Source organism: Synechococcus sp. BS56D (assembly GCF_004332405.1).
In the GTDB taxonomy this organism is placed as follows: Bacteria; Cyanobacteriota; Cyanobacteriia; order PCC-6307; family Cyanobiaceae; genus Synechococcus_C.
In genome coordinates, this window is the sequence record NZ_PHQU01000001.1 from 295,071 (window position 1) to 319,184 (window position 24,114).

The 24,114-nt window shown below is 63.1% G+C and carries 25 protein-coding genes; 9 read left to right on the forward strand and 16 right to left on the reverse strand.

Annotated elements, in window-relative coordinates:
- Positions 1-2: 2 nt before the first annotated feature.
- Genes CWE17_RS01705 through CWE17_RS01725 form a run of 5 tightly spaced genes read right to left on the reverse strand, consistent with a single transcriptional unit; the run spans position 3 to position 4,507 of the window.
- On the reverse strand, positions 3-632 hold the full coding sequence (locus tag CWE17_RS01705; RefSeq protein WP_206338340.1) for a hypothetical protein: 630 nt from the start codon (positions 630-632) through the stop codon (positions 3-5).
- The gene (locus CWE17_RS01710; protein ID WP_131454613.1) at positions 625-1,452 is read right to left on the reverse strand and encodes an ABC transporter permease; all 828 of its coding nucleotides are present in this window, start codon (positions 1,450-1,452) and stop codon (positions 625-627) included. Before CWE17_RS01710 ends, CWE17_RS01705 begins: the two co-directional genes overlap by 8 nt.
- A 40-nt stretch (positions 1,453-1,492) precedes the next feature.
- The gene (locus tag CWE17_RS01715) at positions 1,493-2,506 is read right to left on the reverse strand and encodes an ATP-binding cassette domain-containing protein (protein WP_131454614.1); all 1,014 of its coding nucleotides are present in this window, start codon (positions 2,504-2,506) and stop codon (positions 1,493-1,495) included.
- A gap of 32 nt (positions 2,507-2,538) precedes the next feature.
- Complete coding sequence (locus CWE17_RS01720) at positions 2,539-3,543, reverse strand: heme o synthase (protein WP_131454615.1); 1,005 nt, start codon at positions 3,541-3,543, stop codon at positions 2,539-2,541.
- The gene (locus CWE17_RS01725) at positions 3,536-4,507 is read right to left on the reverse strand and encodes a heme A synthase (protein ID WP_131454616.1); all 972 of its coding nucleotides are present in this window, start codon (positions 4,505-4,507) and stop codon (positions 3,536-3,538) included. Before CWE17_RS01725 ends, CWE17_RS01720 begins: the two co-directional genes overlap by 8 nt.
- 274 nt (positions 4,508-4,781) lie before the next feature.
- Here CWE17_RS01725 and CWE17_RS01730 point away from each other — a divergent pair, with 274 nt between their 5' ends.
- The 4 genes from CWE17_RS01730 (at position 4,782) to CWE17_RS01745 (ending at position 8,389) form a co-directional block, all read left to right on the forward strand.
- Positions 4,782-5,651: a cytochrome c oxidase subunit II gene (locus CWE17_RS01730; RefSeq protein WP_131454617.1), complete on the forward strand. Its 870-nt coding sequence runs from the start codon at positions 4,782-4,784 to the stop codon at positions 5,649-5,651.
- Positions 5,648-7,318: a cytochrome c oxidase subunit I gene (ctaD, locus tag CWE17_RS01735; protein WP_131454618.1), complete on the forward strand. Its 1,671-nt coding sequence runs from the start codon at positions 5,648-5,650 to the stop codon at positions 7,316-7,318. The genes CWE17_RS01730 and ctaD overlap by 4 nt, the downstream gene beginning before the upstream one ends.
- Complete coding sequence (locus CWE17_RS01740; RefSeq protein WP_131454619.1) at positions 7,315-7,914, forward strand: cytochrome c oxidase subunit 3; 600 nt, start codon at positions 7,315-7,317, stop codon at positions 7,912-7,914. The genes ctaD and CWE17_RS01740 overlap by 4 nt, the downstream gene beginning before the upstream one ends.
- A gap of 82 nt (positions 7,915-7,996) precedes the next feature.
- Positions 7,997-8,389, forward strand: a complete 393-nt coding sequence (locus tag CWE17_RS01745) for an AbrB family transcriptional regulator (RefSeq protein ID WP_131454620.1) — start codon at positions 7,997-7,999, stop codon at positions 8,387-8,389.
- A 19-nt stretch (positions 8,390-8,408) separates the two neighbouring features.
- Here CWE17_RS01745 and CWE17_RS01750 read toward each other — a convergent pair whose 3' ends face one another.
- Positions 8,409-8,999, reverse strand: coding sequence for an HdeD family acid-resistance protein (locus tag CWE17_RS01750; protein ID WP_131454621.1), 591 nt, complete (start codon positions 8,997-8,999; stop codon positions 8,409-8,411).
- A gap of 73 nt (positions 9,000-9,072) precedes the next feature.
- On the reverse strand, positions 9,073-9,714 hold the full coding sequence (locus CWE17_RS01755) for a riboflavin synthase (protein ID WP_131454622.1): 642 nt from the start codon (positions 9,712-9,714) through the stop codon (positions 9,073-9,075).
- Positions 9,715-9,778: 64 nt separating this feature from the next.
- On the opposite strand from CWE17_RS01755, the gene CWE17_RS01760 reads away from it, so the two are divergent.
- Together CWE17_RS01760 and CWE17_RS01765 are read left to right on the forward strand one after the other, a co-directional pair.
- Positions 9,779-10,408: a bifunctional nuclease family protein gene (locus tag CWE17_RS01760; RefSeq protein WP_206338341.1), complete on the forward strand. Its 630-nt coding sequence runs from the start codon at positions 9,779-9,781 to the stop codon at positions 10,406-10,408.
- Positions 10,405-11,544 (forward strand): aldo/keto reductase, encoded by a 1,140-nt coding sequence (locus CWE17_RS01765; protein ID WP_131454624.1) that lies wholly within the window; start codon positions 10,405-10,407, stop codon positions 11,542-11,544. Before CWE17_RS01760 ends, CWE17_RS01765 begins: the two co-directional genes overlap by 4 nt.
- 1 nt (position 11,545) lies before the next feature.
- Here CWE17_RS01765 and CWE17_RS01770 read toward each other — a convergent pair whose 3' ends face one another.
- The 5 genes from CWE17_RS01770 to topA form a co-directional block, all read right to left on the reverse strand.
- Positions 11,546-12,568 (reverse strand): ABC transporter substrate-binding protein, encoded by a 1,023-nt coding sequence (locus CWE17_RS01770; protein WP_131454625.1) that lies wholly within the window; start codon positions 12,566-12,568, stop codon positions 11,546-11,548.
- Positions 12,569-12,577: 9 nt separating this feature from the next.
- Complete coding sequence (locus tag CWE17_RS01775; protein WP_131454626.1) at positions 12,578-13,768, reverse strand: nicotinate-nucleotide--dimethylbenzimidazole phosphoribosyltransferase; 1,191 nt, start codon at positions 13,766-13,768, stop codon at positions 12,578-12,580.
- Between the two features lie 26 nt (positions 13,769-13,794).
- Positions 13,795-14,400 carry a DUF2232 domain-containing protein gene (locus CWE17_RS01780; RefSeq protein WP_240789197.1) on the reverse strand — a complete coding sequence of 202 codons (606 nt, stop codon included), beginning with the start codon at positions 14,398-14,400 and terminating at the stop codon, positions 13,795-13,797.
- Positions 14,401-14,462: 62 nt separating this feature from the next.
- The gene (locus CWE17_RS01785; protein ID WP_131454628.1) at positions 14,463-14,930 is read right to left on the reverse strand and encodes a hypothetical protein; all 468 of its coding nucleotides are present in this window, start codon (positions 14,928-14,930) and stop codon (positions 14,463-14,465) included.
- Positions 14,930-17,641: a type I DNA topoisomerase gene (gene topA / locus CWE17_RS01790; RefSeq protein ID WP_131454629.1), complete on the reverse strand. Its 2,712-nt coding sequence runs from the start codon at positions 17,639-17,641 to the stop codon at positions 14,930-14,932. The genes CWE17_RS01785 and topA overlap by 1 nt, the downstream gene beginning before the upstream one ends.
- Before the next feature lie 134 nt (positions 17,642-17,775).
- Here topA and CWE17_RS01795 point away from each other — a divergent pair, with 134 nt between their 5' ends.
- The 3 genes from CWE17_RS01795 to CWE17_RS01805 all read left to right on the forward strand — a co-directional run bounded on the left by CWE17_RS01795 (position 17,776) and on the right by CWE17_RS01805 (position 20,840).
- Positions 17,776-19,347: an NAD(P)H-quinone oxidoreductase subunit N gene (locus CWE17_RS01795; protein ID WP_131454630.1), complete on the forward strand. Its 1,572-nt coding sequence runs from the start codon at positions 17,776-17,778 to the stop codon at positions 19,345-19,347.
- Positions 19,340-20,047, forward strand: a complete 708-nt coding sequence (locus CWE17_RS01800; protein ID WP_131454631.1) for an ABC transporter ATP-binding protein — start codon at positions 19,340-19,342, stop codon at positions 20,045-20,047. The genes CWE17_RS01795 and CWE17_RS01800 overlap by 8 nt, the downstream gene beginning before the upstream one ends.
- Positions 20,048-20,108: 61 nt before the next feature.
- Positions 20,109-20,840 carry a response regulator transcription factor gene (locus CWE17_RS01805; protein ID WP_131454632.1) on the forward strand — a complete coding sequence of 244 codons (732 nt, stop codon included), beginning with the start codon at positions 20,109-20,111 and terminating at the stop codon, positions 20,838-20,840.
- A 1-nt stretch (position 20,841) separates the two neighbouring features.
- Here the strand turns inward: CWE17_RS01805 and CWE17_RS01810 are convergent, their stop codons facing one another.
- Genes CWE17_RS01810 through trxA form a run of 4 tightly spaced genes read right to left on the reverse strand, consistent with a single transcriptional unit; the run spans position 20,842 to position 24,102 of the window.
- On the reverse strand, positions 20,842-21,810 hold the full coding sequence (locus tag CWE17_RS01810; protein WP_131454633.1) for a M23 family metallopeptidase: 969 nt from the start codon (positions 21,808-21,810) through the stop codon (positions 20,842-20,844).
- Positions 21,811-21,834: 24 nt separating this feature from the next.
- Positions 21,835-22,614, reverse strand: a complete 780-nt coding sequence (locus CWE17_RS01815; RefSeq protein ID WP_240789198.1) for a biotin--[acetyl-CoA-carboxylase] ligase — start codon at positions 22,612-22,614, stop codon at positions 21,835-21,837.
- Positions 22,596-23,789: an aminotransferase class I/II-fold pyridoxal phosphate-dependent enzyme gene (locus tag CWE17_RS01820; RefSeq protein ID WP_131454634.1), complete on the reverse strand. Its 1,194-nt coding sequence runs from the start codon at positions 23,787-23,789 to the stop codon at positions 22,596-22,598. The genes CWE17_RS01815 and CWE17_RS01820 overlap by 19 nt, the downstream gene beginning before the upstream one ends.
- Entirely contained in the window at positions 23,776-24,102 is a 327-nt protein-coding gene (trxA, locus tag CWE17_RS01825; protein ID WP_131454635.1) for a thioredoxin, read from the reverse strand. Before trxA ends, CWE17_RS01820 begins: the two co-directional genes overlap by 14 nt.
- Positions 24,103-24,114 lie beyond the last annotated feature (12 nt).

Genomic DNA, 24,114 nt, shown 5'->3' on the forward strand with positions numbered 1-24,114 from the left:
GTTCAGGAGGCCTTGGGCAGATCGCGGCCGTCGGATGGCAACCAACGACGCAGGCGCTTCAGGCTCGGCGGCGGGGGAGGAGGCAATTCGGATCGCTCCATCTCCGTCTTCGACGTGACGTTTGTGGTGCTGATGGGATCAGCGTTGCGGGGAAGGGGTTGGACCGTGGCGCTGACTGAATCAAAGCCGTCACGCAGGAGCGAGCGGAAGCGATTCAGCGCTGAATCCATGGGGGCCTGGTCAGGAACCTCCTCCAGATCCATCTGACCAACCGCTTCAGCATGAAGCGGTTCTTGCTGAAGCGATTCTTGTTCGTTCGGCGCCTTCTCAAGAGCGTTCTCCTCGCTCAGGGCCAACGAAGGACTGACCAGCCCTGGAGTCTCACGTGCAGGGGGCTCCACGGAAGACGATTGCTCCGTCTGAGGGCCCCATAGCTTGGTGGCGGGAGCGGGAGCGGGAGCGGCCTCAGCCCCTTGCAGGCTGGCGACTCCAAAGCGATGCACCCATTGCATCTCCAGAAGAGCGATCACGCGTTGATCGCCCTGGTCGCGAGCAGCAAGAAGACGCCGACGCAGGGACTCCTGACGTTGATGGGGCTGACGGAAGGAGAGATCGGTCACGGGGTCAGGCAAGTTTGCGATTCAACAGGGGACGGATCAGGAGAAACAGACCCGCGGTCAGAGCGGTGAGCACCAGCAGGCAGGTTGTGCCGCTGACCGACCCATAAGGAGCCTCCAGCAGAACTGCTGAGAGGTCGAGGGGGCCTGCATAGGCCGCCCGAATGGGCTCAATCGCGAAGGTAAGTGGATTCAGCGCCGCAAGCCAGCCCATCCAGGGCGGCATGAAGGAGAGCGGGGCCAGGGCGGTGCTGGCAAACAGGAGCGGCAGATTGGCCACAAAGATCACGGCGATCAGCTCGATGTGCCCTGGCAACGCGAAGGCAAGCCCAAGACTGAGGGCCGTGACAGCAAACACCAGTAGCAACAGAGTGAGTAACACCAGAGCCAGGCCTGCTGTCCCGGGCCAGCCATAGCCCAAGAAGAAGGCAGTGACCATGATCGCCAGGCTCTGAACAAGGCTCAAGGTGGTGATGTACAGAACCGAAGCGAGCACGATCGAGCTGCGACTGCGCAGGGGGGCGACCAGCAGACGATTCAGAAAGCCGAATTCCCTGTCAAACATGACCGGCAAACCGGCGTTGAGCGCCCCACTGAAAGCGGTGAACACAATCACACCGGCGCCAAGGAAGCGCCCATAGCTCATCCCGCCAGGGAGGAGTCCCTCTGGCGCCCTTGAGAAAAGTGCACCGAATAACACCAGCCAGATCAAGGGCTGCAGCACGCCAGCGACCAGCGTGGAGGGACGGCGTTGCAACTGCAGGAATAGGCGCCGGGTCAGGGCCATGGTTTCCTGCAGCAGTTCAGCGAGCGCGGATGGTTCGGGTCGGGTCATCAGTGGAAGCAGGCGGGGAACAGATCAAGAACGAATGAACTCAACGCATGGACTGCTTGCGCTCCTGCTTGGGGTCGCGTTGACCAGCGACGGCAAGCTCCGCATCCATCAGAGTCCTCCCGGTCGCCTGCAGGTAAACGTCATCCAGGCTCGGCCGGCTCTGGGCGAGAGCAAAGACGGGCAGGCCCGCACCCTCGAGCTTGGCCCGCAGGCCTTGCAGAACCGACTCACCCTCAACAACAAGGTTGAGCGAATAACCCTGGGAACGGTTCACGACGATCTGCCGCACCCCCTCCACCGGTTCGAGCAGCGCGCACAGCTGATCAGCCTCCTTCTGATCACTGAACTCCCTGACACGCAGGGTGACCCGATCACCACCAAGCTGCTGCTTGAGCGCCTCAGGGGTGCCCTCCGCAATCACCCGGCCGGCATCAATGATGGCCATTGCATCGGCCAAGGCCTCGACCTCCTCCAGGTAGTGACTGCTCAGCAACACGGTGGTGCCTTGCTGGCGTAGCTCCCGCAACACCTGCCAGATCGCAGCGCGGCTTTCGATATCCAGACCGACCGTCGGCTCATCAAGAACCAGCACCCGAGGCTGATGGAGCAGTCCCGCTGCGAGATCGAGGCGGCGACGCATGCCACCGGAATAGGTCCCGCAACGACGGTCAATCCACTCCGCCATGGACAGCCGCTGCACGAGCTCTGCGATCCGTGCATCACGCACACCGCGTTGCAGGTGATACAAGTCGCCCTGCAGCTGAAGGAGTTCACGGCCGGTGAGGATCTTGTCGATCGCCACCTCCTGGGCCACGTAACCCAGCAAACGCCTAACCCCTCGGGGATCCTTAAGGGCATCAACCCCTGCAACGGTCACACTGCCTGCGTCGGGGGCCAGCAGAGTGGCCAGGATCCGCAGGGTGGTGGTCTTGCCGGCTCCATTGGGTCCGAGCAACCCGTAAAGACAGCCCTCAGGAACCGTCAGGCTCAAGCCATCGAGAGCCTTGACCGCCCCGTAGGCCTTCTCAAGCTGAGTGAGCTCCAACACGGGCATCGGGCCTTTGCCTGCAGCGAATTGGGTGGAATCTAGGCAGAGGTGGGCGAGAGGCTCACAAGCCAATGACCGATCGCAGCCTGGAGCTGGGCATCGAAGTGAGCCGCAGCAGGCAGACGGCTGATCACCAGCAGCAAACAGATCCCAAAGAGATAAAGAATCGACCAGCGGAACAGGCCCTTGGCCCGCTCGATGCTGTCGGGAGCAGCCGCCAGGTTCTCCACCATCTGCAGCAGTCGTCCATTAAATGGAAGCAACAGCAGCCCGTAGAGCAGCCCCCCTTCCGGTAGGGCGAGAACGCCAAGGGTGCTCAGCAAGACCGTGGCGAGGCCGTAGCGGCGAATCGCCCTGGCTGTGACCACAGGCCCCTTCACCACCGGCAGCATCGGGATTCCAACCGCCCGGTAGTCCTCGCGGAGCAGCAGCGCCAGGGCCCAGAAATGCGCGGGAGTCCAGACCATGACAAGCGCGAACAGCCACCAACCTCCAAGACCCACATGACCGGTGGCGGCAGCAGCACCCACGAGGGGAGGAATCGCCCCGGCCACCCCGCCGATGACGATGTTCTGGGAGGTTCTCGGTTTCAGCAGGGCGGTGTAGAGAAGCACGTAGCTGCAAAGGCCGAGCAGGGAGAGGCCGGCGGCGAGACAATTCACGCCACTGACCAGCAGCAGAGCTGCGGCCAGCGTGCAGGACACAGCACCGAAGAAAGCGGCGGTGGGAGACAGACGTCCGGAGGGGAGAGCTCGCCCGCTGGTCCGTTGCATGCGTCCATCGAGCTCCTGTTCCCATAGGCAATTGAGAACTCCGGCTGCTGCAGCGGCAAGCGCACCGCCTCCCAGGGTGCAGGCCAAACGGGGGGAGGAGAGAGGCCACCCCTCCGTGAGGGCCATCCCGCCCAAGGTGGTGGCCAGCAAGAGAGGGATCAAACGGGGTTTTGCCACTTCCAGCCAAACGGGCAACTTGACCCGCCGGCGTGAGGGCACGACGTCCTCGCGCGTGATGGCAGCGGATGCAGGTGCGGTGGAACTAGCCATGCGCGGGCTCCAGGGTGGAGGGATCAAGGACAACGGGGAGCGGCCCCGGGGACAGGCAGGTCTGCCGGCGGCAAAGCAAGGCCGCCAGCAGGGCCACCAGAAGGGAGGCGACCAGTTGATGGGCCACAGTCACGGCCGGCTGGGAGAGCCCCAGGCGGAGTGTGAGGACCCCGAGGGTGATCTGGGTGGTGACAAGAGCAGCCAGCCCCAGCAGCAGCGGCCACTGACGCCGGGCCCAGCCCCCTGCCAGCAGAGCGATGGCCACAAAACCCAGCACACAGATCGCCACGGGAGTGGCTGCACTGCGATGCCAGTGCAGCCATTGACAGGACTGCCCGGCCTCGAGGCAGCGTTGGGCAGCCCAGGAGGTAGCCATACGGCCTCCGAGCAAGCACTGGCTGACGACGGCCAGAAGACTGAGCGCGGCGAGACAACGCCACCACAGGGGGGCAGCCTCGAAACGTGAACCGTGGGAGACCTGATCGCTCGATGCCTTGGGCTCGATGGGAGCAAGCAAGAGCTGACTGCTGCCACTGACCAAGGCCAGGAGGGTCAGAGCCAGGGCCAGATGAGCGGTCACAACACCAGAAGGCAGAAGCTGAAGCACCGTGAGTGCACCCAGGCCTCCCTGGGCAAGCACCAAAACCAGCAACAGGGCACTCAGGGGAAGGAACCATCCCGGCAACTGCCGGCGCCACCACCAGGCAACAGCGAGCTGCACCACAAGAGCCATGCCCACCACGAAGGCATCGAGCCGGTGAAACCATTCCAGAAACACCTGCACATTCATCTGCCGCCCCGGCAAGAAAGAGCCGTAGCAAAGGGGCCAGTCAGGGCAGGCAAGGCCTGCCTCCATGACGCGAGTGGCACCACCGATGACCACAAGTGCAACCAGGGCAACGACGAGATGACAGGCGAGCAGTGCCAACCGGCGACGGATCGGAACCAGGGATGAGCTGATCAAGGATCGATCCCTCCTGGTAGGGAGTGGTGTGTTTCCGGAACGTAGCGATTGCCGTCCTGCGTGCACGTTGTGTGGCCTACTGCAACACCAAGACCACACAAACGTCTCTCTTCCCTGACAAGAGACCGTCGCTTGTTTCAATGAACAATCGGGGGCAAGGGCTCAAAACCGAAGCCACACAAAGGGTTGCCTGGGAATTTCCAACCGTCTTAAGAATCCACGCGTGGTGATCACCCGGCAGCCTCCATAGCCTGAAACAACTCACGGATGAGCCGTGCCGATCCCTCCATCGATCATCACGCTTGTGCTGGGGATGATCCTGGTGCTCGGAGGCCTGTGGATCGGACAGAACGTCAACCTTCTGCCTGTAGATGCAAGCGCGAATGCGCCGATTTACGACGAACTTTTCCGTGTTCTCTTCAGCATCGGCACGATCTTGTTCCTTGGGATCGTTGGCTTGGTGGTCTTCAGCCTGATCCGCTTCCGCAGACGCTCTGGCGAGTTGTCTGATGGTCTGGCGATCGAAGGCAATCTTCCGCTCGAGATCTTCTGGACTGCTGTTCCTGCTGTTGTCGTGCTGTTCATCGGACTGTTCAGTTACGACATCTATGAACGCATGGGTGGAATGGCGCCCTTGGACCATGCCGCAATGGACCATGCCGCAATGGACCATGCCGCTATGGATCACGCCTCCTCGAACCAAGGAAGCGGTTCTGAACAACGGGTGTGGGGTGGAATCGGCACACCGGTACTCACCGCATCCGAGCAGGGCACACCCGTATCACCTCTCCCAGTGGAGGTGACCGCCATGCAGTTCGCGTTCCTCTTTCGCTACCCAAAAGGTGACTTCATCTCAGGCGAATTGCATGTACCCGTCGGCCAACCCGTCAGCCTCAGCATGGAAGCCAAGGATGTGATTCATGCCTTCTGGGTTCCTGAATTCAGGCTGAAGCAAGACGTGATTCCAGGACAGCCCACCGTGTTGAACTTCACGCCTACTAGGTCGGGGCGTTATCCAATCGTTTGCGCCGAACTCTGCGGCCCTTATCACGGCGGCATGCGATCCACGGTGGTCGTGGAGGAACAGGACGCTTTCGACAACTGGTTTGCTCAGAACAACAAGATCACAGCCACTGACACATGACCGCCACTCTTCCAGCTCAAAGCGAGCATCCATCACCTTCCCTGCAACCGCAGGGCTGGCTGCGATATTTCAGTTTCAGTGTTGATCACAAAGTGATCGGCCTCCAGTACCTGGTGTGCGGCTTTGCGTTTTACCTCATTGGTGGCGCCTTGGCGGGAGCGATTCGCACCGAGTTGGTCAGCCCTCTCTCCGACTTCATGCCCAGAGAGGTCTACAACCAGGTGCTCACCCTGCACGGAACGGTGATGATCTTTCTCTGGATCGTTCCCGTGGTGAACGGTGCTTTCGGGAACTATCTGATTCCCTTCTACGTGGGCGCACGCGACATGGCCTTTCCAAGGCTGAATGCCGTGGCCTTTTGGCTGATCCCTCCAGCAGGGCTGCTGCTGATCAGCAGTTATTTCATCACCGGTGCCGCCCAGTCAGGATGGACCGCCTATCCACCTCTGAGCATCACAACCCCAGCCAGTGGTCAGATCATCTGGATCCTGAGCGTCCTTTTACTGGGGGGAAGTTCCATCTTTGGCGGGATCAATTTCATCGCGACGATCCTGAAGCTCAGGCGCCCAGGCCTCAAGATGATGCAATTGCCCATGTATTGCTGGGCAATGCTGGGAACCAGCATTCTCGTCGTGCTCTCCACCCCAGTGTTGGCTGGCACACTGATTCTCTTGAGCTTTGACATCGTCGCTCATACCGGTTTTTTCAATCCGGGGCTTGGGGGCAATGTCGTGGTCTATCAACATCTCTTCTGGTTCTATTCTCATCCAGCGGTTTACATCATGGTGCTGCCTGCCTTCGGGCTGGTGAGTGAAATACTGCCGGTGCACTGCCGCAAACCTCTGTTCGGCTACGCCACCATGGTGGTATCAATCATGGCGATTGTTGTGCTGGGGCTGGTGGTCTGGGCCCATCACATGTTCACGAGTGGCACACCACCGTGGATGCGTCTGTTCTTCACGATCGCAACAGCCTTCATCGCCGTCCCGACGGGAATCAAATTCTTCAATTGGCTTGCAACTCTCTGGGGCGGACGCATCTCACTCAACAGTGCCGTGCTCTTTTCCTGCGGCTTCATCATCAATTTCGTGCTTGGAGGCATCACAGGCGTTGCACTCGCCCAGGTGCCATTCGACGTGCATGTGCATGACACCTACTTCGTTGTTGCGCACTTCCACTACATCGTCTACGGAGGCTCGGTGTTTGTGATCTTCGCTTCGATCTACCACTGGTATCCCAAGGTCACGGGCCGGCTGCTGAATGAGTCGATCGGACGCCTGCACTTTTTGCTCACATTCGTCGGCTTCAACCTCTGTTTCGCCCCCCAGCACTGGCTCGGTCTCAACGGTATGCCCAGACGCGTAGCCGAATACGACCCGCAGTTCGCCTTCATCAATCAATTGAGCAGTGTCGGAGCCTTGCTGATGGCGATCAGCACCCTTCCCTTCCTCTGGAACGTAATCATGAGTGCCTTCAACGGGGAAATCGCTGGAGACAATCCCTGGCGGGCCCTCACTCCGGAATGGCTCACCAGCTCCCCACCTCCAGTCGAGAACTGGAAAGGGGAGGCCCCTCTGGTAACCGAGCCCTATGGCTACGGCGTTCCGGCAGAACAACTTGATCTTCAGGCCGCCAGCGGCCGTGACCTCTGGAGCAACGGTCGATGACGACACTCACCCCATCCGAAACCGACCTGAACCTCGACCATGCCGGCGAGACACACGCCGATCACCGCATGTTCGGGCTAGCCACCTTCCTGGTGGCGGATGCCATGACCTTCGCGGGTTTCTTCGCCGCCTATCTCACCTTCAAGGCGGTGAATCCACTGCCGGCTGGCGCGATTTACGAGCTGGAACTGCCTTTACCGATTCTCAACACCGTGCTGCTGCTTGTGAGCAGCTTCACGTTTCACCGGGCCGGCGCCAATCTCCGTCGCAGCATGCATCAGCGCTGCCGTCTGTGGCTCCTGATCTCAGCGGCCCTGGGCTTCGCATTTCTGGTCAGCCAGATGGTCGAATACTTCACATTGCCCTTCGGGCTAACAGACAATCTCTACGCGAGCACCTTCTATGCTCTCACAGGGTTTCACGGCCTTCACGTGACACTTGGAGCCCTGATGATTCTGATTGTTTGGTGGCAGTGCCGCACACCGTCAGGCCGAATCACAGCGCAGAACCACTTCCCCCTCGAAGCGGCCGAGCTCTACTGGCATTTCGTTGATGGCATCTGGGTGATTCTGTTTGTGATTCTCTACCTGCTCTGAGCCCCAAGGAGCTCAGGAAGGGCTGAATCGCTTGCCTGGGTTGCGATCTCCAGCCACAATTCATACAAATTCCATCGCTCAGATGCTGGTCGGTCAGGAACTGCTCGATAAGGCAAGGGCCCTCAGTAACCGTCCTGAGGATGAAATTGCTCGGGGTTGCGGATACGTCGGCCCAAGCGGCAGGGTGCTTCGCAAGAGTTTCTATCGCGCCCTTGTCGAAGCCAAGGGCTACAAACTGCCGTCCAATTCAGGCAGTGGCGGCGGTGGCACCCGCGGACGCCAGGCTGAATTCCGCACGCGGGTGCATGGCAATGGCAATCTGCTCATCGGCCATGCCTACACGCGACGATTGGGCTTGGAGCCCGGGCAGGAGTTCCGGATCGAGCTGCACCGCGACTCCGGTTCGATCTGGCTGCTGCCGCTCGATGAACCGGCAGCAGAAACACTGGGCGGCCAGGATCAGGACAACGCCTGAGGCCTGGCCGCAGTGCTGATCAGGCCAGGGCCGGAGGGTCCTGGTCATCGTGAATCACCGAACTGAAGGCAATCAGTTCGATGCCACTGAACAGGAAGCTGATACCCACGAGGGTCCCCAGCACCCAGAGCAGCCCCCAGAACTTGAGGGTGACGATCAGCAGGCCCAGGATGAAGGTGATCACGCCATTCGCGATCGCCCAGCCTGCGCCAGGACGGTTGCTGCTGGCCAGACCGCTGAAGAAGGCGACCACGCCTTCCACCAAGAAGACGATGCCGATCGCCAGAGCAAAAGCAGCCACCTGCTCCGCTGCCTCCACGGGATCGCGGAAATTGCTGATCATCGAGCCACCGGCCACGATGAACAGGGTCGACACCACAAGGCGCCAGAAGCACACCCAGCGGCCCATGCGTCCTGAGCGGGCCAGGTTGCTGATCCAGCCGACCAGTCCACCAATGAGGAAGAGCACGGCGATGACGCCGGTGGTCCAGAACGAAGCGATCACAGGGAAGATCAGCGCCAGGATCCCCAGCACAATCAGAAGAATGCCTTCGGCGATGGCGAAAGCTTTGAAGCTGCCCAGAGAATCAGGGCGCCCGTCGGCAGTCATGAAACGTTCGGAATGAACAACCACTGCAAGGTATTGACGATTTCAGCAATCGACCAGGAACTGTGATCGTTTCTCAGTGCCAGCCATGGCCTGCCAGCCAGGCAGCCGTGAGCTCCTCCCCAGCATGGGACCGCCCTGCGAGCAGGCGTTCGGTGTAGCGGGCAATCACATCCACCTCCAGATTGACCGCATCACCAGGTTTCAGGTTCCGCAGAGCAGTTGATGCCCAGGTATGGGGAATCACCGCGATCCAGAAACGCCGCCCCTCCTCGGCAGTGCCCGCCACCGTGAGGCTGATGCCATCCACCGTGATGCTGCCCTTTTCACAGATGTAACGCTCATGGCCGGGATCACGCCAGCGCAACTCCACACGCCATGACTGGGGAAGAGCCTCCACCGCCATCACCTCGCCAGCCCCATCCACATGGCCAGTCACCAAGTGCCCCCCCAGCCGATCGGCCAGACGCAGCGCCGGCTCCAGATTCACTGATCCACCGCGGGACGCCTTCGCGCCAAGCGTGGTGCGCTGAAGGGTCTCCTCACTGACATCCGCCAGAAAACCGTCGGCAACCAGAGCCGCCACCGTCAAGCAGACCCCATCCACCGCAACGCTGTCTCCAAGCTGCAAAGGAGCAAAGGGTTTGCAGCCGGTCACCAGCAGACCTGCACCCCGCCGCTCCACTTGGCCCACTGCCTGCACCAGACCCGTGAACATCGCACCAACCTGCGGCCCCTCGCCTGGTCATAATCGAATCAGGGCAGGAGTGACAGTGGTTGAGATGCACGTCGCTGGAATTGCCCTGGATGCGGCCAGCCGCAGCCCGATCGTGCTGCTGCGCGATCCCTCCGGCAGGCGCCAGGTGCCGATCTGGATCGACCAGGCTCAGGCCCACAACATCATGGCCGGCATCCAAGACGAGCCCCCCCCGCGCCCCCTGAGCCACGACCTGATGGTGGCGCTGCTGGAGGCCGGTGGCCTCTCCCTGGAGCGGGTGATCATCCATGCGATTGAGGAGAACACCTTCCGGGCGGTGCTGAAACTCGGTGGGAGCGAACCGTCCGGCGACGCCACCGAAGGCGAAGGCGAGAGCGTCGTGAAGGACGCTGACCAGGCAGAGGCTCCATCCCGCCCGGCTGACGAAAGCGTCCAGAACACTGCCAATATCCAGGAGGTGGATGCGCGTCCCAGCGACGCCATTGCCTTAGCAATCCGCACCGGCAGCGGCATCTGGATGCTGGAGGAAGTCGTTGCGGAAGCCTCCATCCCAGTGGATGCCGAAGCCGATAGCGAGGAGCAAGACGCTTTCCGCCGCTTCCTCGACCAGGTGAGTCCCGCCGCTCTGGTCCGCCACCTCGAATCCCGCCAGCCAGAGGAAGGCTCTGGGGCGGACCCTGCCCCCGAAGGATGACCACGGCGGTGCGACGCCCCTTCGGAAGAGGGCCCGCCGTCAGCCTGTTCACACTTGGAACGATGCGGGCGCTCGCCGCTCCGGATCAGATGGAAGCGATCGTGCGAGCCGCGATCGACGCTGGCATCAATCACCTTGAAACGGCACCCGCCTACGGCCCTGCAGAAACCTTTCTCGGCGCTGCTCTCTCCCGTCTGATGCGCGAAGGACTGGCACCGGAGGGAGGCTGGCTGATCACCAGCAAGATCCTGCCGGGCGCGGGCTTGGCGGAGGGCCGCCGTCAGCTACTCGCCAGCCTGAAACGACTGGGGCAGACCCGACTCGACAACCTGGCGGTGCACGGCATCAACCGGGAGGAGCACCTGCAATGGGTCCTTGAGGGGGACGGACGGGAGCTGCTGATCTGGGCCGAGGCGGAAGGACTGGTGGGGCAGGTGGGTTTCAGCAGCCATGGATCCCACGACCTAATCGCCAGAGCGATCGACAGCGGCGTCTTCGGCTTCTGCAACCTGCATCTGCATCTGCTCGACCCCAGCCGCCTGGATCTGGCCCGCGGAGCTCTCGCTCACGGGATGGGAGTGCTGGCGATCTCACCGGCTGACAAAGGCGGTCGGCTCTGGGATCCGAGCCCCACCATGGTGGAGGACTGCGCGCCCATCTCTCCCCTTGAACTGGCCTACCGCTTCCTGCTGGCGGAGGGGATCTCCACCCTGACCGTGGGTGCCAGCCGTCCAGGGGAGCTGGCTCTTGCCAAACGGCTAGCCCATGCCGACGGCGCACTCACCAGCACGGAACAGGCGGTGCTTGATCGGCTTGGGATACGGAGGCGGGAGCGGCTCGGCAGCCAGCACTGTGAACAGTGCCGCGCCTGCCTGCCCTGCCCCAGGGAGGTGCCGATCCCCGAGCTGCTTCGGCTGCGCAATCTGAGGCTGGGGCATGACATGCAAGCCTTCTGCGAGGAGCGTTACAACCTGATCGGCCGTGCAGGCCACTGGTGGGAGGAAGTGGATGCCAGCCTCTGCAACCGCTGCGGCGACTGCCTGCCCCGCTGCCCTCACCAGCTCCCGATTCCCGAGTTATTGGCGGAGACCCACCAGTTGCTTGCAGCAGCACCAAGACGGCGCCTCTGGGGCTGATTCAGGGAGCGGCATCCCGCCAGCGCTGACTGAGCTGCTCGGCGGCCGCCGTCTTCAAGGGGGGAAGGCTCCAGCAACGAGCCCACACCGACGCTTTCGGCAGCACGAGCGCACGAAAACTGGCCGGAACGGCATCTCGCTGTGCATCCAGAAGCTCCTCCGCAAGCGGCGGACGCCAACCGCGCCCAAGAAGCGGTCGAAGCAAGGGTGTCCCCCAGGCATCCTCGACCCAGGCCTGGGGCAGAGGCTCACGGCTGGATGCGGGACGCATGAGCAAGGTCCAGTGCAACGGTGCACCGGAGTCAGGCAAGACGGCGCGCAAGCGAGGGTCCCGGCGGAGAGCCTGAATGCAGCGCTGAAGAGGAAGCACCGCCACCCTCGCCTTTCCTTGAAGCAACCAGTTCAGGCCCTGCTGATCATCAAGGGTGAGCGCCGCGGAGCGCAGCCGGGCAAGACTTTCCGTACCAGGGATCTGATCGGCAAGCTCCATCACCAACCGTGGACTGGCGGGAAGCACCACCTGCCCCTTGAAGTCCGGGTCAAGCAGGAGCTGCCAGCCGCGCTCCGAGGCACCATCCAGGCCATCCAAGCCCCGGAAGAGCATCACCCAGGGAGTCACAGCCACTGGAAGCACACGGGAGGCGCGCTCGGCCCCCAGCAACTCCAGGTAGCGCCTGGCCTGCCCGGCCAGTCGAGCCTGAAGGGGCGCTGCTGCAATCGGTTGGAAGTCTGCATCCGTGATGGTCGGCAACCAGCCATCGCTCAGAGCGAGCAGATCGGCGGAGCGGTCCAGACGCCAGGGGGCCATTCCCGAGCCCCCAGCCAGCTCCAAAGGGTCGAAGCGCCAGGGCCTGGGCAATCGGCGACGCCACAGGGCCGGAAGGATCTCCGGAGCAGCCTGAAGCAGGGGAGCCGATGCACCACGCGTACAACCGGCAAGGGCTGTGAGCCCCAAAACGCCTCCAAGCTGCAGCACTTGGCGACGCCGGAGCCCTGGGGTCGAAGGAACGCGCAACCTGGTCATGGCCCGACCCTACTGGCGCTGCAGTCGATCCAAACCCTCTTCACAGCTCTCCTGAAGCTCAGCAGGACTGACGCCGCGCAACTGAGCCAGCAAAGCAAGCGCACCGGCGCCAACACCCTCCTTCACATGGCCATGCTCGTAATCCTCCAGGGCTTGGTGCCGACTGGCCACGAATCGCAGGCCACTGGTCAGGGCCAGGAGCTCCACCCCCATGGCCCCCTCCAGACAGGTCAGCAGTCGGGAAAGCGCGGGCGGGCTCCCAGGCTGCAGGCCCTCAAGCTGCTCGCTCCCCAGCCAGGCGGTGGTGCCAAGCACCACCTGAGCAGCCAAAGCCGCGCGTCCGCTAGGGGGCAGGGCCGCCAAGGCAAGCGCCAACACAGCCACCATCTGGCTGCCCCCACCCAGCAACAGGGGCTGACCGCTCTCCAAGGCCCCGACCAGCAGCCCCGCTGCTACAGCTTGAAAGGGATCCCCCACAGCCGCAAGAAGCAAGCCCGGGGTCGGAGCTGCCCCCAGATCAGCCCGCCTCAACCCCTCCGCCACCAGCCGCTGCTTCAACACCATGGGGGGATGCAAGGCGCTGCCTCCCACCAAACCGGCAACGGACAAGCCCAAACCCTGGAGCACCGCCTGCGCCGTGGTGGTGCCCCCCGGCACGCATTCCGCCAGCAGCAATGGACGCCGCAAGCCGCGGCCAATCTGCATCCCCCGACTCCAGAGACGCTGCACGCGTGTTGATGTCATGGCCTGGCCACTACTCAGGCAGGCCGCCGGCCCCTCGCTGAGGGGTTCCAGGCGCAAGTGAACAAAAGGAGGCGGCTCCGCCAACCCGAGGGCCGCCACCAGGGGCTGCAGACCAAGCCTCTGGCTGGCCACCCAGCTGATCAACGCCGGTGATACGCCTGCTGGCAGAGGCGGTAGGGGCCACTGGGGACGGTGGTCCGGTCCGTACAGAAGCAACTCGGCATCGGCGAGTGCGGTGTAACGGCGTGAGGCGGCCGACGAGCCGGCCGCCGAAATGCCCTCCACCTCCGCAGTGGCCGTCGCCGCCAACAGCAACAACAGATCAGGCTGTTGGCTGGAATCGCGCCAGGGAGCGAGTGCCGACTCGATCCGCTGAGGCCAGGAGGCTGGCAGCGGCAGTGGGCTGAGCCATTGGCAGCCGACGGGCAGAGGCGGTGACGGGACGGACGCTGCCATGGCGACACCTCCTGGAGGGTTGGGTCTCAGAGGGGATCCAATGCCACCAACCCCTTGAGCTGAGGAGGGGGAGCGGGCACCGGAGCCTGTAGACGCGGAAAGATCCAATAGGCGAGCGCATGCAGAGCCAGCACATAAACCAGCTGCTGAAACAACACCAGTGCCAGGGCCATCAGCTGGACCTCCGCGAGATCGGGAGACAGAGGAAGCCTCAGGAGATCCACCAGACGATCCAGCAATCCGGCCCCAGCTCGGGTGATCACGATCCAGAGGTTTTCACCCAGAAGCAGGGAAAGCGCCAGCACTCGCATGAGAAAACCCACCGCACCCAGCACGAGACCGATGCCCCAGCTCAGCCACCAGCTCCGCTGCTGACTCCAGCACCAACCCAGCCAGAGCGACAGCAGGCCGTAGGGGAACAGCATGAGCGGTCCCCGCACCGGTCCCATCAGAGCGGTCAACAACAACAACGACACCGCCACCCCCTCGAGGCCGGCCCTCCAGCCACGTCGAATGAGCAGCAGAGCAAGGGGCAGGGGCAGGGCCAGACGGAACAGGGCACCCCCCACCGGCAAGTAATACAGCGCCAGCCAGATCAGGGCAGCAGCAGCAGCCAGATAGGAGGTTTCCATCATGCGCAAAGCCTGTCGACGGCTTGTCGGCGCTGGGGAAGCGGATGACCGCGAGGGCGGCGTCACGGCGTGGCCCCCTTCCGCTCCGGGGTCACCGACAGCCGTTCTGGGGGCTGGATCCGTTCAATCGTCTCCACCTCAAAGGCAATGCCCGCCTCGCGCAGGGACCGCGTGACCTGCTCGGCAGGAGCGGCTGGATCCGCCGAGGAGAGCCGCAGGATGATGCGGTAGGGCTGGGGAGCAGCCGATTGCGGCACGGGCTTGGGCTGCGACTGCAACGGTGCAGCAGGCTTCTCAGCGATCGGGGCAGACGTCGGCGCAGGATCCTCCTGGCCAGTCTTGGCCGCAGCCCCAGTCTTGGGCGAAGACGGTGGCTTGGGCCTGCCCGCACCATTCGCTGCCGGAGCTGATGCGGGGGCAGCAGCGGGGGAGTCAAAGCTGTCCGCAAGCTGGCGACCGAAGGGGGTACTGCTGCAGGCCTGCAGCAGTACCAGGGGCAGAAGCAACCAACCCAGGCGCCGCAGAGCCATCAAGTGTCTCCAGGTTTGATCACCCGCACGGCGCTGGCCCGCAGACGCCCCGTCTTCGTGGTGGCAGGGGGCTTCTTGGCTGCCGGTTTGGCGGCGGCTGCCTTGCGGCCGGTTGTGCTCTTGGTGGTGCTGCTCTTGGTGGAGCGCTTGCTCGTCTTCTTGCTGGAAGCCTTGGCCGCCAGCAGCTCCATGGCCTCGGCCAGGGTGATGTCATCGGCTCCCTTGCCCTCCGGAAGGGACGCGTTGACCTTGCCCTGCTTCACATAGAGGCCATAGGGACCATCAAAGACCTGCACGGTCTCCTCAGAGCCTTCAGGCACCCCGAGATCCTTCAGAGCGGTGCGGCCACCGCGACCGCGTTTGGGCATGGCCAACAGCTCCAGAGCACGGGAGAGACCCACCATCAGCACGTCATCCTCAGCCTTGAGGGAGCGATAGTCCTTCTCACCCTTGCTCTTATCCCAAACCACATAGGGCCCGAAGCGACCGAGACCTGCCTGGATCCGTCCGCCATCGGGATGCTCCCCGAGCAAACGGGGCAAGCGCAGCAGACCAAGCGCATCCTCGAGGGACAGCTCCTCCGGTTTCACCCCCTTCGGCAGAGAGGCCCGCTTCGGCTTGGGGTTCTCATCACTGACCTGACCGCGCTGAACGTAGGGGCCGTACTGCCCGAAGAGCAGATAAACGAGATCACCAGTTTCCGGGTCCTCGCCAAGCGCTTCAGGGCCATCTGCCTTCTGCTTGAGGATCAGCTCAGCTCTCTCTGCATCCAGATCTGCAGGGGTGATTTCCTGAGGAAGCGTGGCCTTGATCAGCTCCTCTTCACCGTCATCAGCGACCCGTTTGGCCTCGAGATACGCCCCGAAACGACCGATGCGCACCACGCAGGGCAAGCCCTCCAGGTCGATCGTGCGGGAGGCGCCAGCATCGATGTCTCCCTCGCGCTTCTGCACGAGAGATTCCAACCCCTCCTCCCCTTTGAAGAAGCCCTCCAGGTAGGGAAGCCACTGCACCTTGCCGGTCGAGATCTCATCCAGGGTGGATTCCATCCGGGCCGTAAAGCTGGTATCGACCAGGTCTGGAAAGTGCTCCTCCAGCAGGGCGGTCACGGCAAAAGCGGTGAAGCTGGGGGTCAGAGAATTGTTTTGGAGCGAGGCGTAGCCTCGATCCACGATCGTGCCGATGATGCTGGCGTAGGTGGAGGGGCGCCCGATTCCCTCCTTCTCAAGCATCTTCACCAAAGAGGCCTCGCTGTAGCGAGCTGGCGGCTGAGTCTGGTGACCGAGGGCCTCCACCTCCTTCGGCGTGGGGGAATCTCCGGTCTTCAGATCCGGAAGCAGCACCTCCTGCCCCTCGAGCGCGGCATCCGGGTCATCGCTTCCCTCCACATAGGCGCGGAAGAAACCGGCGAAATCGATCCGCTTGCCACTGGCTCTGAAACGGGCGTCCGCCACGGTCAGATCCACCGCCAGCATCGTCAGCCGGGCCTCAGCCATTTGGCTAGCGACGGTGCGCTTCCAAATCAACTCGTAGAGGGCCAGATCCCTGCCATCGAGACCGGTTTCGGCAGGAGCGCGAAAGCTCTCACCCGAGGGGCGAATGGCCTCATGGGCCTCCTGGGCATTGCGGGACTTGGTGCTGAACTGCCGCGTCGCCTTGCTCAGATAGTCCTTGCCGTAGCGACTCTCGACGCAGCTTCGCGCCGCGCTGATCGCCTGGTCGGAGAGATGCACCGAATCGGTGCGCATGTAGGTGATGAAACCGCGTTCGTAGAGGCCCTGAGCGCAGCGCATCGTCTCGCGAGCCGAAAGGCGCAGCTTGCGATTGGCTTCCTGCTGGAGGGTGCTGGTGGTGAAGGGCGGGACGGGCTTGCGCACGGTGGGCTTCTCTTCCACCGCCTCCACCAGCCAGGGGGAGGCGCGCACGGTCTCCACCAGGGTGCGGGCCTCCTGCTCGCTAAGCAGGCGCACGCTGCTGCCCTGCTTGAGGCCACCGGTGCTCTCGTCGAAGTCGTTGCCAGTGGCGATTCGCTGACCGGCGAGATGGGTGAGCTTGGCGTCAAACCCGCCCCCTGCCTGCTCTAAGCGAGCCTTCAGATCCCAGTAGCTGCCACTGCGGAACGCCCGGCGGGCCCGCTCGCGCTGCACCAGCAGTCGCACCGCCACCGACTGCACGCGACCGGCGGACAGGCCCCAGGCCACCTTCTTCCAGAGCAGGGGGGAGAGGGTGTAACCGACGAGGCGATCGAGAATCCGACGGGTTTCTTGGGCATGCACCAGCTCCATATCGAGCTCTCGGGTCTCATCAAGCGCCCTGGAGATGGCCTCCTTGGTGATCTCGTGAAAGACCATCCGCTTGACGGGCACCTTCGGCGCGAGAAGTTGCAGCAGGTGCCAGCTGATGCTCTCCCCCTCTCGGTCTTCGTCCGTCGCCAGCAGGAGCTGATCCGCACCCTTCAGAGCATCTTTGAGCTCGCGCACCACCTTCTTCTTGTCCTTCGGCACCACGTAGAGGGGCTCGAAGTCGGCTTCGGTGTTCACGCCGAGATTGGCCCATTTCTGCCCTTTTTGGGCCGCTGGAATCTCGCTGGCGTTGTTGGGGAGATCACGGACATGGCCCATCGACGCTTCCACCCGGTAGCCCTTGGGGAGGAAACCACGGATGGTGCGGGCCTTCGTAGGGCTCTCGACAATGACCAGGGTGTTCGCCACAGGCGGCAGGTAACCGTCCCCTTCTTTATCGCACCGTGGCTCCCTCGGCAGCGAAACAGTCGAAATCCCGTGGTCCCGTTCGCCTCCCGGCAGCGCAGCTACAGTCGCCGCACAGGACGGATCCCACGCGCACCATGCCCGAGTTGGGTGCACTGCTTCTAACCACCCAGGCGATGGCCGCTCCGGGAGAGCTGCTCAATCTCGCTCTGAATGCCGGGGCCGTAGCCCCAGAGGGTGCTGTCTTACTGGCCATGTTGGCCACTCTCCTGGTGGATCTGGCCGGAGAACGCGTTGCTGTGCGCTGGGTTCCGCCGATCTGTTACCTCGGTCTCGGCGGCGCCCTTGTGCTGTTGGCCCTCCAGTGGAACGCCCCTCTGGAGCCCTCATTTTTGGGCGCATTCCTTTCGGACCGTCTGGCGATCGCCTTCCGTGCGGTTGTGGCCACCTCCACCCTGCTCTCGCTTCTGATCAGCTGGCGTTACGCCGAGAAGAGCGGCACTCCGGTGGGTGAATACGCCGCCATCCTTCTGGCCGCAACCCTTGGCGGGATGCTGCTCTGCGGAGCCACTGATTTGGTCAGTGTCTTCGTCTCCCTCGAGACCCTTTCCGTCGCCAGTTATCTGCTGTCGGGCTACATGAAGCGGGATGCCCGCAGTTCCGAGGCAGCTCTCAAGTACCTGCTGGTGGGGTCCGCGGCCGCAGCCGTGTTCCTCTACGGCTCCTCTCTGCTCTACGGACTCAGCGGATCCACCAGCCTTGAGGTGATCGGCAATGCCCTGCTCACCAGCCCGACGCCCCTAGCAGCTCTGGCCCTGGTGTTTGTGCTCGCCACAGTGGCCTTCAAGATTGCAGCGGTGCCCTTCCACCAGTGGACTCCCGATGTCTATGAGGGCTCACCAACCCCTGTGGTGGCCTTCCTGTCTGTGGGATCCAAAGCAGCCGGTTTCGCCTTGGCACTCAGGATCCTTGTGGGCTGCTTCGGCTCCTTTGACACCCAGTGGAAGCTGCTGTTCACGGTGCTGGCTCTCCTCAGCATGACCCTGGGCAACGTGGTCGCCCTGGCTCAAACATCGATGAAGCGAATGCTGGCCTACAGCTCGATCGGCCAGGCCGGCTTTGTGATGATCGGACTCGTCTGCGGCACCGAGGATGGCTTCGCAGCGATGGTGCTGTACATGGCGGCCTACCTGTTCATGAATCTGGGGGCATTTGCCTGCATCATTCTTTTCTCAATCCGCACCGGCAGCGATCGGATCAGCGACTACGCCGGCCTCTATCAGAAGGACCCACTGATCACCTTGGGCCTGAGTCTTTGCCTTCTCTCCCTCGGGGGCATTCCTCCGATGCTGGGCTTTTTCGGCAAGATCTACCTCTTTTTCGCCGGCTGGGCTGATCACCAATACCTGCTGGTTGTGGTGGGCTTGATCACTTCAGTGGTCTCGATTTACTACTACATCGGTGTCATCAAGATGATGGTGGTCAAGGAACCTCAGGAAGCTTCTGAAGTGGTCCGCGATTACCCACCCATCCAGTGGTCCACCCTCGGACTGCCTCCGCTCCGCTTCGCTCTGATCGCCTGTGTCCTGGTCACAGCAGTGGGTGGCATCCTCTCCAACCCTCTCTTCCAGTGGGCGAACAGTGCCGTAGCCGGCACTCCCCTGCTGCAACAGGCCATCGCCAGGGCAGGCCTTCACAGCATTGGCTGATCCAACAGCTCATCGGGAGGTCGCACGTCTCAGTGACGTCAGCAAGCTCTACGGCAGTGGAGAGGCAACAGTTCGGGCGCTCGACCATCTCGATCTCACCGTTCACCAGGGCGATTATCTGGCTGTGATGGGCGCCAGTGGATCCGGCAAAAGCACGGCGATGAACATCATTGGCTGCCTAGATCGACCCAGCAGCGGCAGCTACAGCCTGAACGGGGTCGCCGTGGAATCCCTCGATGACGATGCCCTGGCCGATCTGCGCAATCAGGAGCTGGGGTTCGTCTTCCAACAGTTCCATCTGTTGCCCCACGCCACCGCCCTCGACAATGTGATGCTTCCAATGATCTATGCGGGGGTTCCCGCAACGGAACGCCGCAGACGGGCTGCTGAGGCCCTGGAGCGCGTTGGTCTCTCCGATCGCATGCAGAACCGTCCGAATCAACTCTCTGGCGGGCAACAGCAGCGCGTGGCTATCGCCCGGGCGATCATCAACCAACCAGCCCTGTTGCTTGCGGATGAACCGACAGGCGCCCTGGATTCACGCACCACGGACGATGTGCTCAATCTTTTTGATGATCTGCATCGCCAGGGAATCACCCTGGTGATGGTGACCCACGAGGACGAGGTGGCCGCCAGGGCTGAGACGGTGGCTCATTTCCGGGATGGTCGGGTGGAGCGCCTGGAACGGCAATCCAACTGAAGGTTGTTCAAGATCCTGATCCTGAGGCTGTCTAAGGTTCGGGAAGGATGATGCCTTCTGCATGCCAGACGCTGCAGCCTCCAGCACCAGGGTTCTGCTGGTCGACGATGAAACGCGGCTGACAGATCTGCTTCGACTTGAGCTCGGACTGGAGGGCTATTCGGTGCAGGTCGCCGGAGACGGAGCCAGCGGCCTGTTCAAGGCCCGGCAGGAGCCGACACCGAATCTGATCGTTCTCGACTGGAATCTTCCCGATTTCTCTGGGGTCGACATCTGCCAGCGCATGCGCAGCAGTGGTGTCACGACGCCGATCCTGATGCTCACCGGCCACGACGACATCGCCGATCGCGTCAAGGCACTCGATGCTGGAGTCGATGACTACCTGGTCAAGCCCTTCTCCATCGAAGAGCTCATGGCACGGCTGCGCGCGATGCAACGTCGCGCCGAATCCTTTTCCGCACCAACGGCCGGCGATCAGCCCCTGGTGCTGGAGGTCGCCGACCTACGCATGCATACCGGCACTCGCGATGTGAGCCGGGGCGAACGCTCCATCCAGCTCTCGGTGAAGGAATACGACCTGCTGCAATTTTTGATGCGCGGCCAAGGCCGTGTGCTCGAGAGGGCTGAGATCATGCGCGGCGTCTGGGGGGAGAACTTCTACGGCGACGACAACCTTCTCGACGTCTACATCCGGTATCTGCGCCAAAAGATCGAAGCGGATGATCGACCGAGCCTCATCCATACCGTGCGCGGCGTCGGTTTCATCCTGCGGGATGAAACCAGAACGCAATGATTCAGCTGCGTTTCCGCTCTAAGCCTTCCATGAGCTGGGCCATCAGCAAAGACACGGCATCGACCCCACCAGCCGTCAGCGGACGCAGATCAAGCTCGCCGGGATCGATCGCCACCCAGCCGCCCGCCTCCGGTCGGCGCAGCTCGAAATGCAAGTGAGGGCCAGTACTCAGGCCCGTGCTTCCCACCCTGCCGATCACCTCCCCCTGGCGCACGGTCTGACCCGCCTTCACATAAATCTCGGAGAGATGGCCGTACAGGGTGCGCCGCAGCGGTTGACGGTGCTCCAATTCCACGGCGATGCCGTAACCACCTGCCAGTCCACTGCTGGTGACGGTTCCGGAGAGTGCCGCCACCACGGGGGTGCCCTCAGGGGCCGCCAGATCCTTACCGGCATGCATTAACCAATTGCCGATCACCGGGTGAAGACGCATGCCGAATTCACTGGTCGTGATCGCCGAGCCAATGATCGGGAACAACAGATTCCGATCGCCGTTGCCGGGCAGCGGCAGAGGGCGGGGCGACACGGCGAAAACCGATTCCAGTCGGAAGCCGCCACCTCCACCAGCCAGCAACGCCGACACGGGCACCGTGATCGGTGGCAATGGCTGACCACCCCCCCGAGCACGCCAAGCCACACGGCCATTCTCCGGGCGTCGCACGCGGCCGCGGAAAGCGACCCCAGCCGAACACTCCTGCTTGGAAAGGGCTCCGCTGCGGCAAGCCTGCTGCAGTGCCGGCACATCAATCGGCTGGCCAATGGCCTCAGTCTCGAGCTGACGCCTCTCCAAAGGAGTAATCACCCGATTGCGCTCCAGACTCTCAAGGGAGCGATCAAACCGGAGTGGTTCCTGCACCTCCAACTGAGCCGGAGGCCGCAGCGGAGCCTGCACCGAAGGCAGGTCACCAGCGGTCTCAGGCGCCGCCGGCAGGGTCAGCAGCCAGGCAGCAGCAAGCCAGCGAGGGAGCACGCAGGAATCTCAGACGGCGAGACTCTAGAGATCGGCGGCCGGCTCAGCTGGCCATCGGGTCCAGCTGCTGGTCCGGGTTCCCTGACGCAGGCGCAAGGAACCATCAGCCGACAGCCCCTCCACCTCCCAGACCCCCGAACCACTGGGATCGCGGACCGTCCTGGTCCAGATCCGCCCCTCCACCCCCTGACACACCGCCTGGGGTGAAGCCGCCAACGCAACACTCCGATCGAGGGCCAACAGCAACTCCGCCGTCCAGGCCTCGGGATCACAACGGCCGAGCGGCAACCATTGCCGCAGCGCTACCGCACCATCCGGAACGGGATTGCAAACATTGAGCCCCACACCCACCCGGGCCAGGCGCAGCCTGCCTCCGCGGTGCACCATCCGTGGCAACACCCCCGCCAATTTGTCCTCGCCGATGAGTAGATCGTTGGGCCACTTGATCGCCACCGGCAAACCCATACGCTCCAGACGTTCCGCCAGGGCCAGAGCGACGGCCAGTCCCAGAAGCCCCGGGGCCCCATGATCAGCAGACCAGGGCAAGGCAGCACTGAGCCAGACCCCCCCCGCAGGCGACTGCCATCGACGACCCCATTGCCCCTGACCATGGGTCTGCCGACGGGCGACCACGGCCCGTGGCACGCCCCCCTGCCAGGGGGTCCGCGCCAGCCAACGACTCAATTCGATCTCGGTGCTCGCGCACACCGGCAGGACCCGCAGGCGCCAGGGAGTCAGACCGGCCTGGTGCCGTCGCCGCGCCAGAGACGCCGACCCGCAGGGGCTCAGCACTGCTGACGCCACCAGGGCTCGAGTCGAGCCACAGCAGCTTCAAGCTCCTCCGCCGGCTGAACCAAGGCCAGCCGCAGCCAGCCGGCACCTGCGGAACCGAACCCGGATCCCGGAGTGAGCGCCAGGCCACCGTGATCCAGGAGGGCTGCGGCTAGATCCTCATCACTCCAGCCACGCTCCCTGGCCCAGGGCGGCACCGGCAACCAGAGGTAAAGCGCCATCGAGGGGACCGGCGCCTGCCATCCAAGGCGCTGCAGGGCCGTCAGAGTGCGGTCCCGCCGTTCGCGGTAAACCGGCACAATCCGCCGCGGCCAATCCGGCACCTCGGTAAGGGCCGTGATCGCCCCCTGCTGGAGAGCGAGAGACTGGTTGAAGTCGACCACCCCCTTGAGCTGACGCAAGGCGGTGATCAGTGGCTCTGCCCCGACGGCGAACGCCAATCGAAAGCCCCCCAGGCACCATCCCTTCGACAGGGAGAAGAATTCAATACCGCGCTCCCTCCAGCCTGCTGTTCGCAGCAGGGCTGGAGCCTCTCCATCCAGGGCGAGATCGAGGTAGGGATTGTCATGGGCCAGCACCAGATCATGGCGGTGGGCACGGTCCATCGCCTCATCCAGCCAGATCTGCTCGCCAACCTGAGCGGTGGGGTTGTGGGGAAATCCCATCACCATCAGCCGAAGCTCATCCCAGACGGAAGGACTCAACTGATCCCAGCGAGGACGCCAGCCCTGGACGGCCTCAAGGGCGAGCCGCTCGATCCGAGCATCGGCTAGAAGCAGTCCTCCCTGATGCGAGGGGTAGGAGGGATCGAGAATCAGACCGGCATCACCCGGGTTGAGCACGGCCAGGGGCAGATGGGCGGTGCCCTCCTGGGAACCCACCAACAGCAGCACCTCCCGATCGGGATCCACTTCAACCTCAAACCGCGACCAGCACCAAGCACGCACCGCCTCTCTCAGGGGACGTGTACCGGCATGAAGGCAATAGGTGGCACTGCCTGGACGCTGCAGAGCGGCGGCCATGGACGCTACCGCCTGAGGCGGAGGATCCAAATCGGTGGATCCAAGCGAAAGATCCACCAGGGGCAGCCTGCTGGCAGCAGCACTCTCGCGGTAGCGCTGCTTGCGCTGATCGTTGCGATCAAAGACGCCGCTGCCGAGGCGATGAAGGCGTTTAGAGGTGAGCATCCAGGAAGGCCTGCAGCTGTGGCTTGGCGATGGCGCCCTCATGGCGTGCCAGCACCTCACCATCCCGAAAGAGGATCAGGGTGGGGATGCCCTGAACTTGATAGGCGTCCCGGGTTGCAGGATTACCGTCCACCTCGAGCTTGCCGACCAGAAGCCGGCCTGAATAGGTCTCAGCCGCCCAGTCCATCAGGGGTGCCATCAGGCGACAGGGACCACACCAGGGAGCCCAGAAATCCACCAGCACAGTGGTGGGTGCCTGAAGCACCTCCTGAGCAAAGACGGCATCGGTGAAATCGGAGACGGCTTGAGCCACGGCGGAGGCACG

Excerpts from the sequence above, each read along its gene's own strand:
- CWE17_RS01710 (WP_131454613.1), bottom strand. The coding sequence starts at position 1,452 with ATGACCCGACCCGAACCATCCGCGCTCGCTGAACTGCTGCAGGAAACC.
- CWE17_RS01715 (WP_131454614.1), bottom strand. The coding sequence starts at position 2,506 with ATGCCCGTGTTGGAGCTCACTCAGCTTGAGAAGGCCTACGGGGCGGTC.
- CWE17_RS01720 (WP_131454615.1), bottom strand. The coding sequence starts at position 3,543 with ATGGCTAGTTCCACCGCACCTGCATCCGCTGCCATCACGCGCGAGGAC.
- ctaD (WP_131454618.1), top strand. The coding sequence starts at position 5,648 with ATGACCGCCACTCTTCCAGCTCAAAGCGAGCATCCATCACCTTCCCTG.
- CWE17_RS01740 (WP_131454619.1), top strand. The coding sequence starts at position 7,315 with ATGACGACACTCACCCCATCCGAAACCGACCTGAACCTCGACCATGCC.
- CWE17_RS01745 (WP_131454620.1), top strand. The coding sequence starts at position 7,997 with ATGCTGGTCGGTCAGGAACTGCTCGATAAGGCAAGGGCCCTCAGTAAC.
- CWE17_RS01750 (WP_131454621.1), bottom strand. The coding sequence starts at position 8,999 with ATGACTGCCGACGGGCGCCCTGATTCTCTGGGCAGCTTCAAAGCTTTC.
- CWE17_RS01755 (WP_131454622.1), bottom strand. The coding sequence starts at position 9,714 with ATGTTCACGGGTCTGGTGCAGGCAGTGGGCCAAGTGGAGCGGCGGGGT.
- CWE17_RS01760 (WP_206338341.1), top strand. The coding sequence starts at position 9,779 with ATGCACGTCGCTGGAATTGCCCTGGATGCGGCCAGCCGCAGCCCGATC.
- CWE17_RS01765 (WP_131454624.1), top strand. The coding sequence starts at position 10,405 with ATGACCACGGCGGTGCGACGCCCCTTCGGAAGAGGGCCCGCCGTCAGC.
- CWE17_RS01770 (WP_131454625.1), bottom strand. The coding sequence starts at position 12,568 with ATGACCAGGTTGCGCGTTCCTTCGACCCCAGGGCTCCGGCGTCGCCAA.
- CWE17_RS01775 (WP_131454626.1), bottom strand. The coding sequence starts at position 13,768 with ATGGCAGCGTCCGTCCCGTCACCGCCTCTGCCCGTCGGCTGCCAATGG.
- CWE17_RS01780 (WP_240789197.1), bottom strand. The coding sequence starts at position 14,400 with ATGGAAACCTCCTATCTGGCTGCTGCTGCTGCCCTGATCTGGCTGGCG.
- CWE17_RS01785 (WP_131454628.1), bottom strand. The coding sequence starts at position 14,930 with ATGGCTCTGCGGCGCCTGGGTTGGTTGCTTCTGCCCCTGGTACTGCTG.
- CWE17_RS01795 (WP_131454630.1), top strand. The coding sequence starts at position 17,776 with ATGCCCGAGTTGGGTGCACTGCTTCTAACCACCCAGGCGATGGCCGCT.
- CWE17_RS01805 (WP_131454632.1), top strand. The coding sequence starts at position 20,109 with ATGCCAGACGCTGCAGCCTCCAGCACCAGGGTTCTGCTGGTCGACGAT.
- CWE17_RS01820 (WP_131454634.1), bottom strand. The coding sequence starts at position 23,789 with ATGCTCACCTCTAAACGCCTTCATCGCCTCGGCAGCGGCGTCTTTGAT.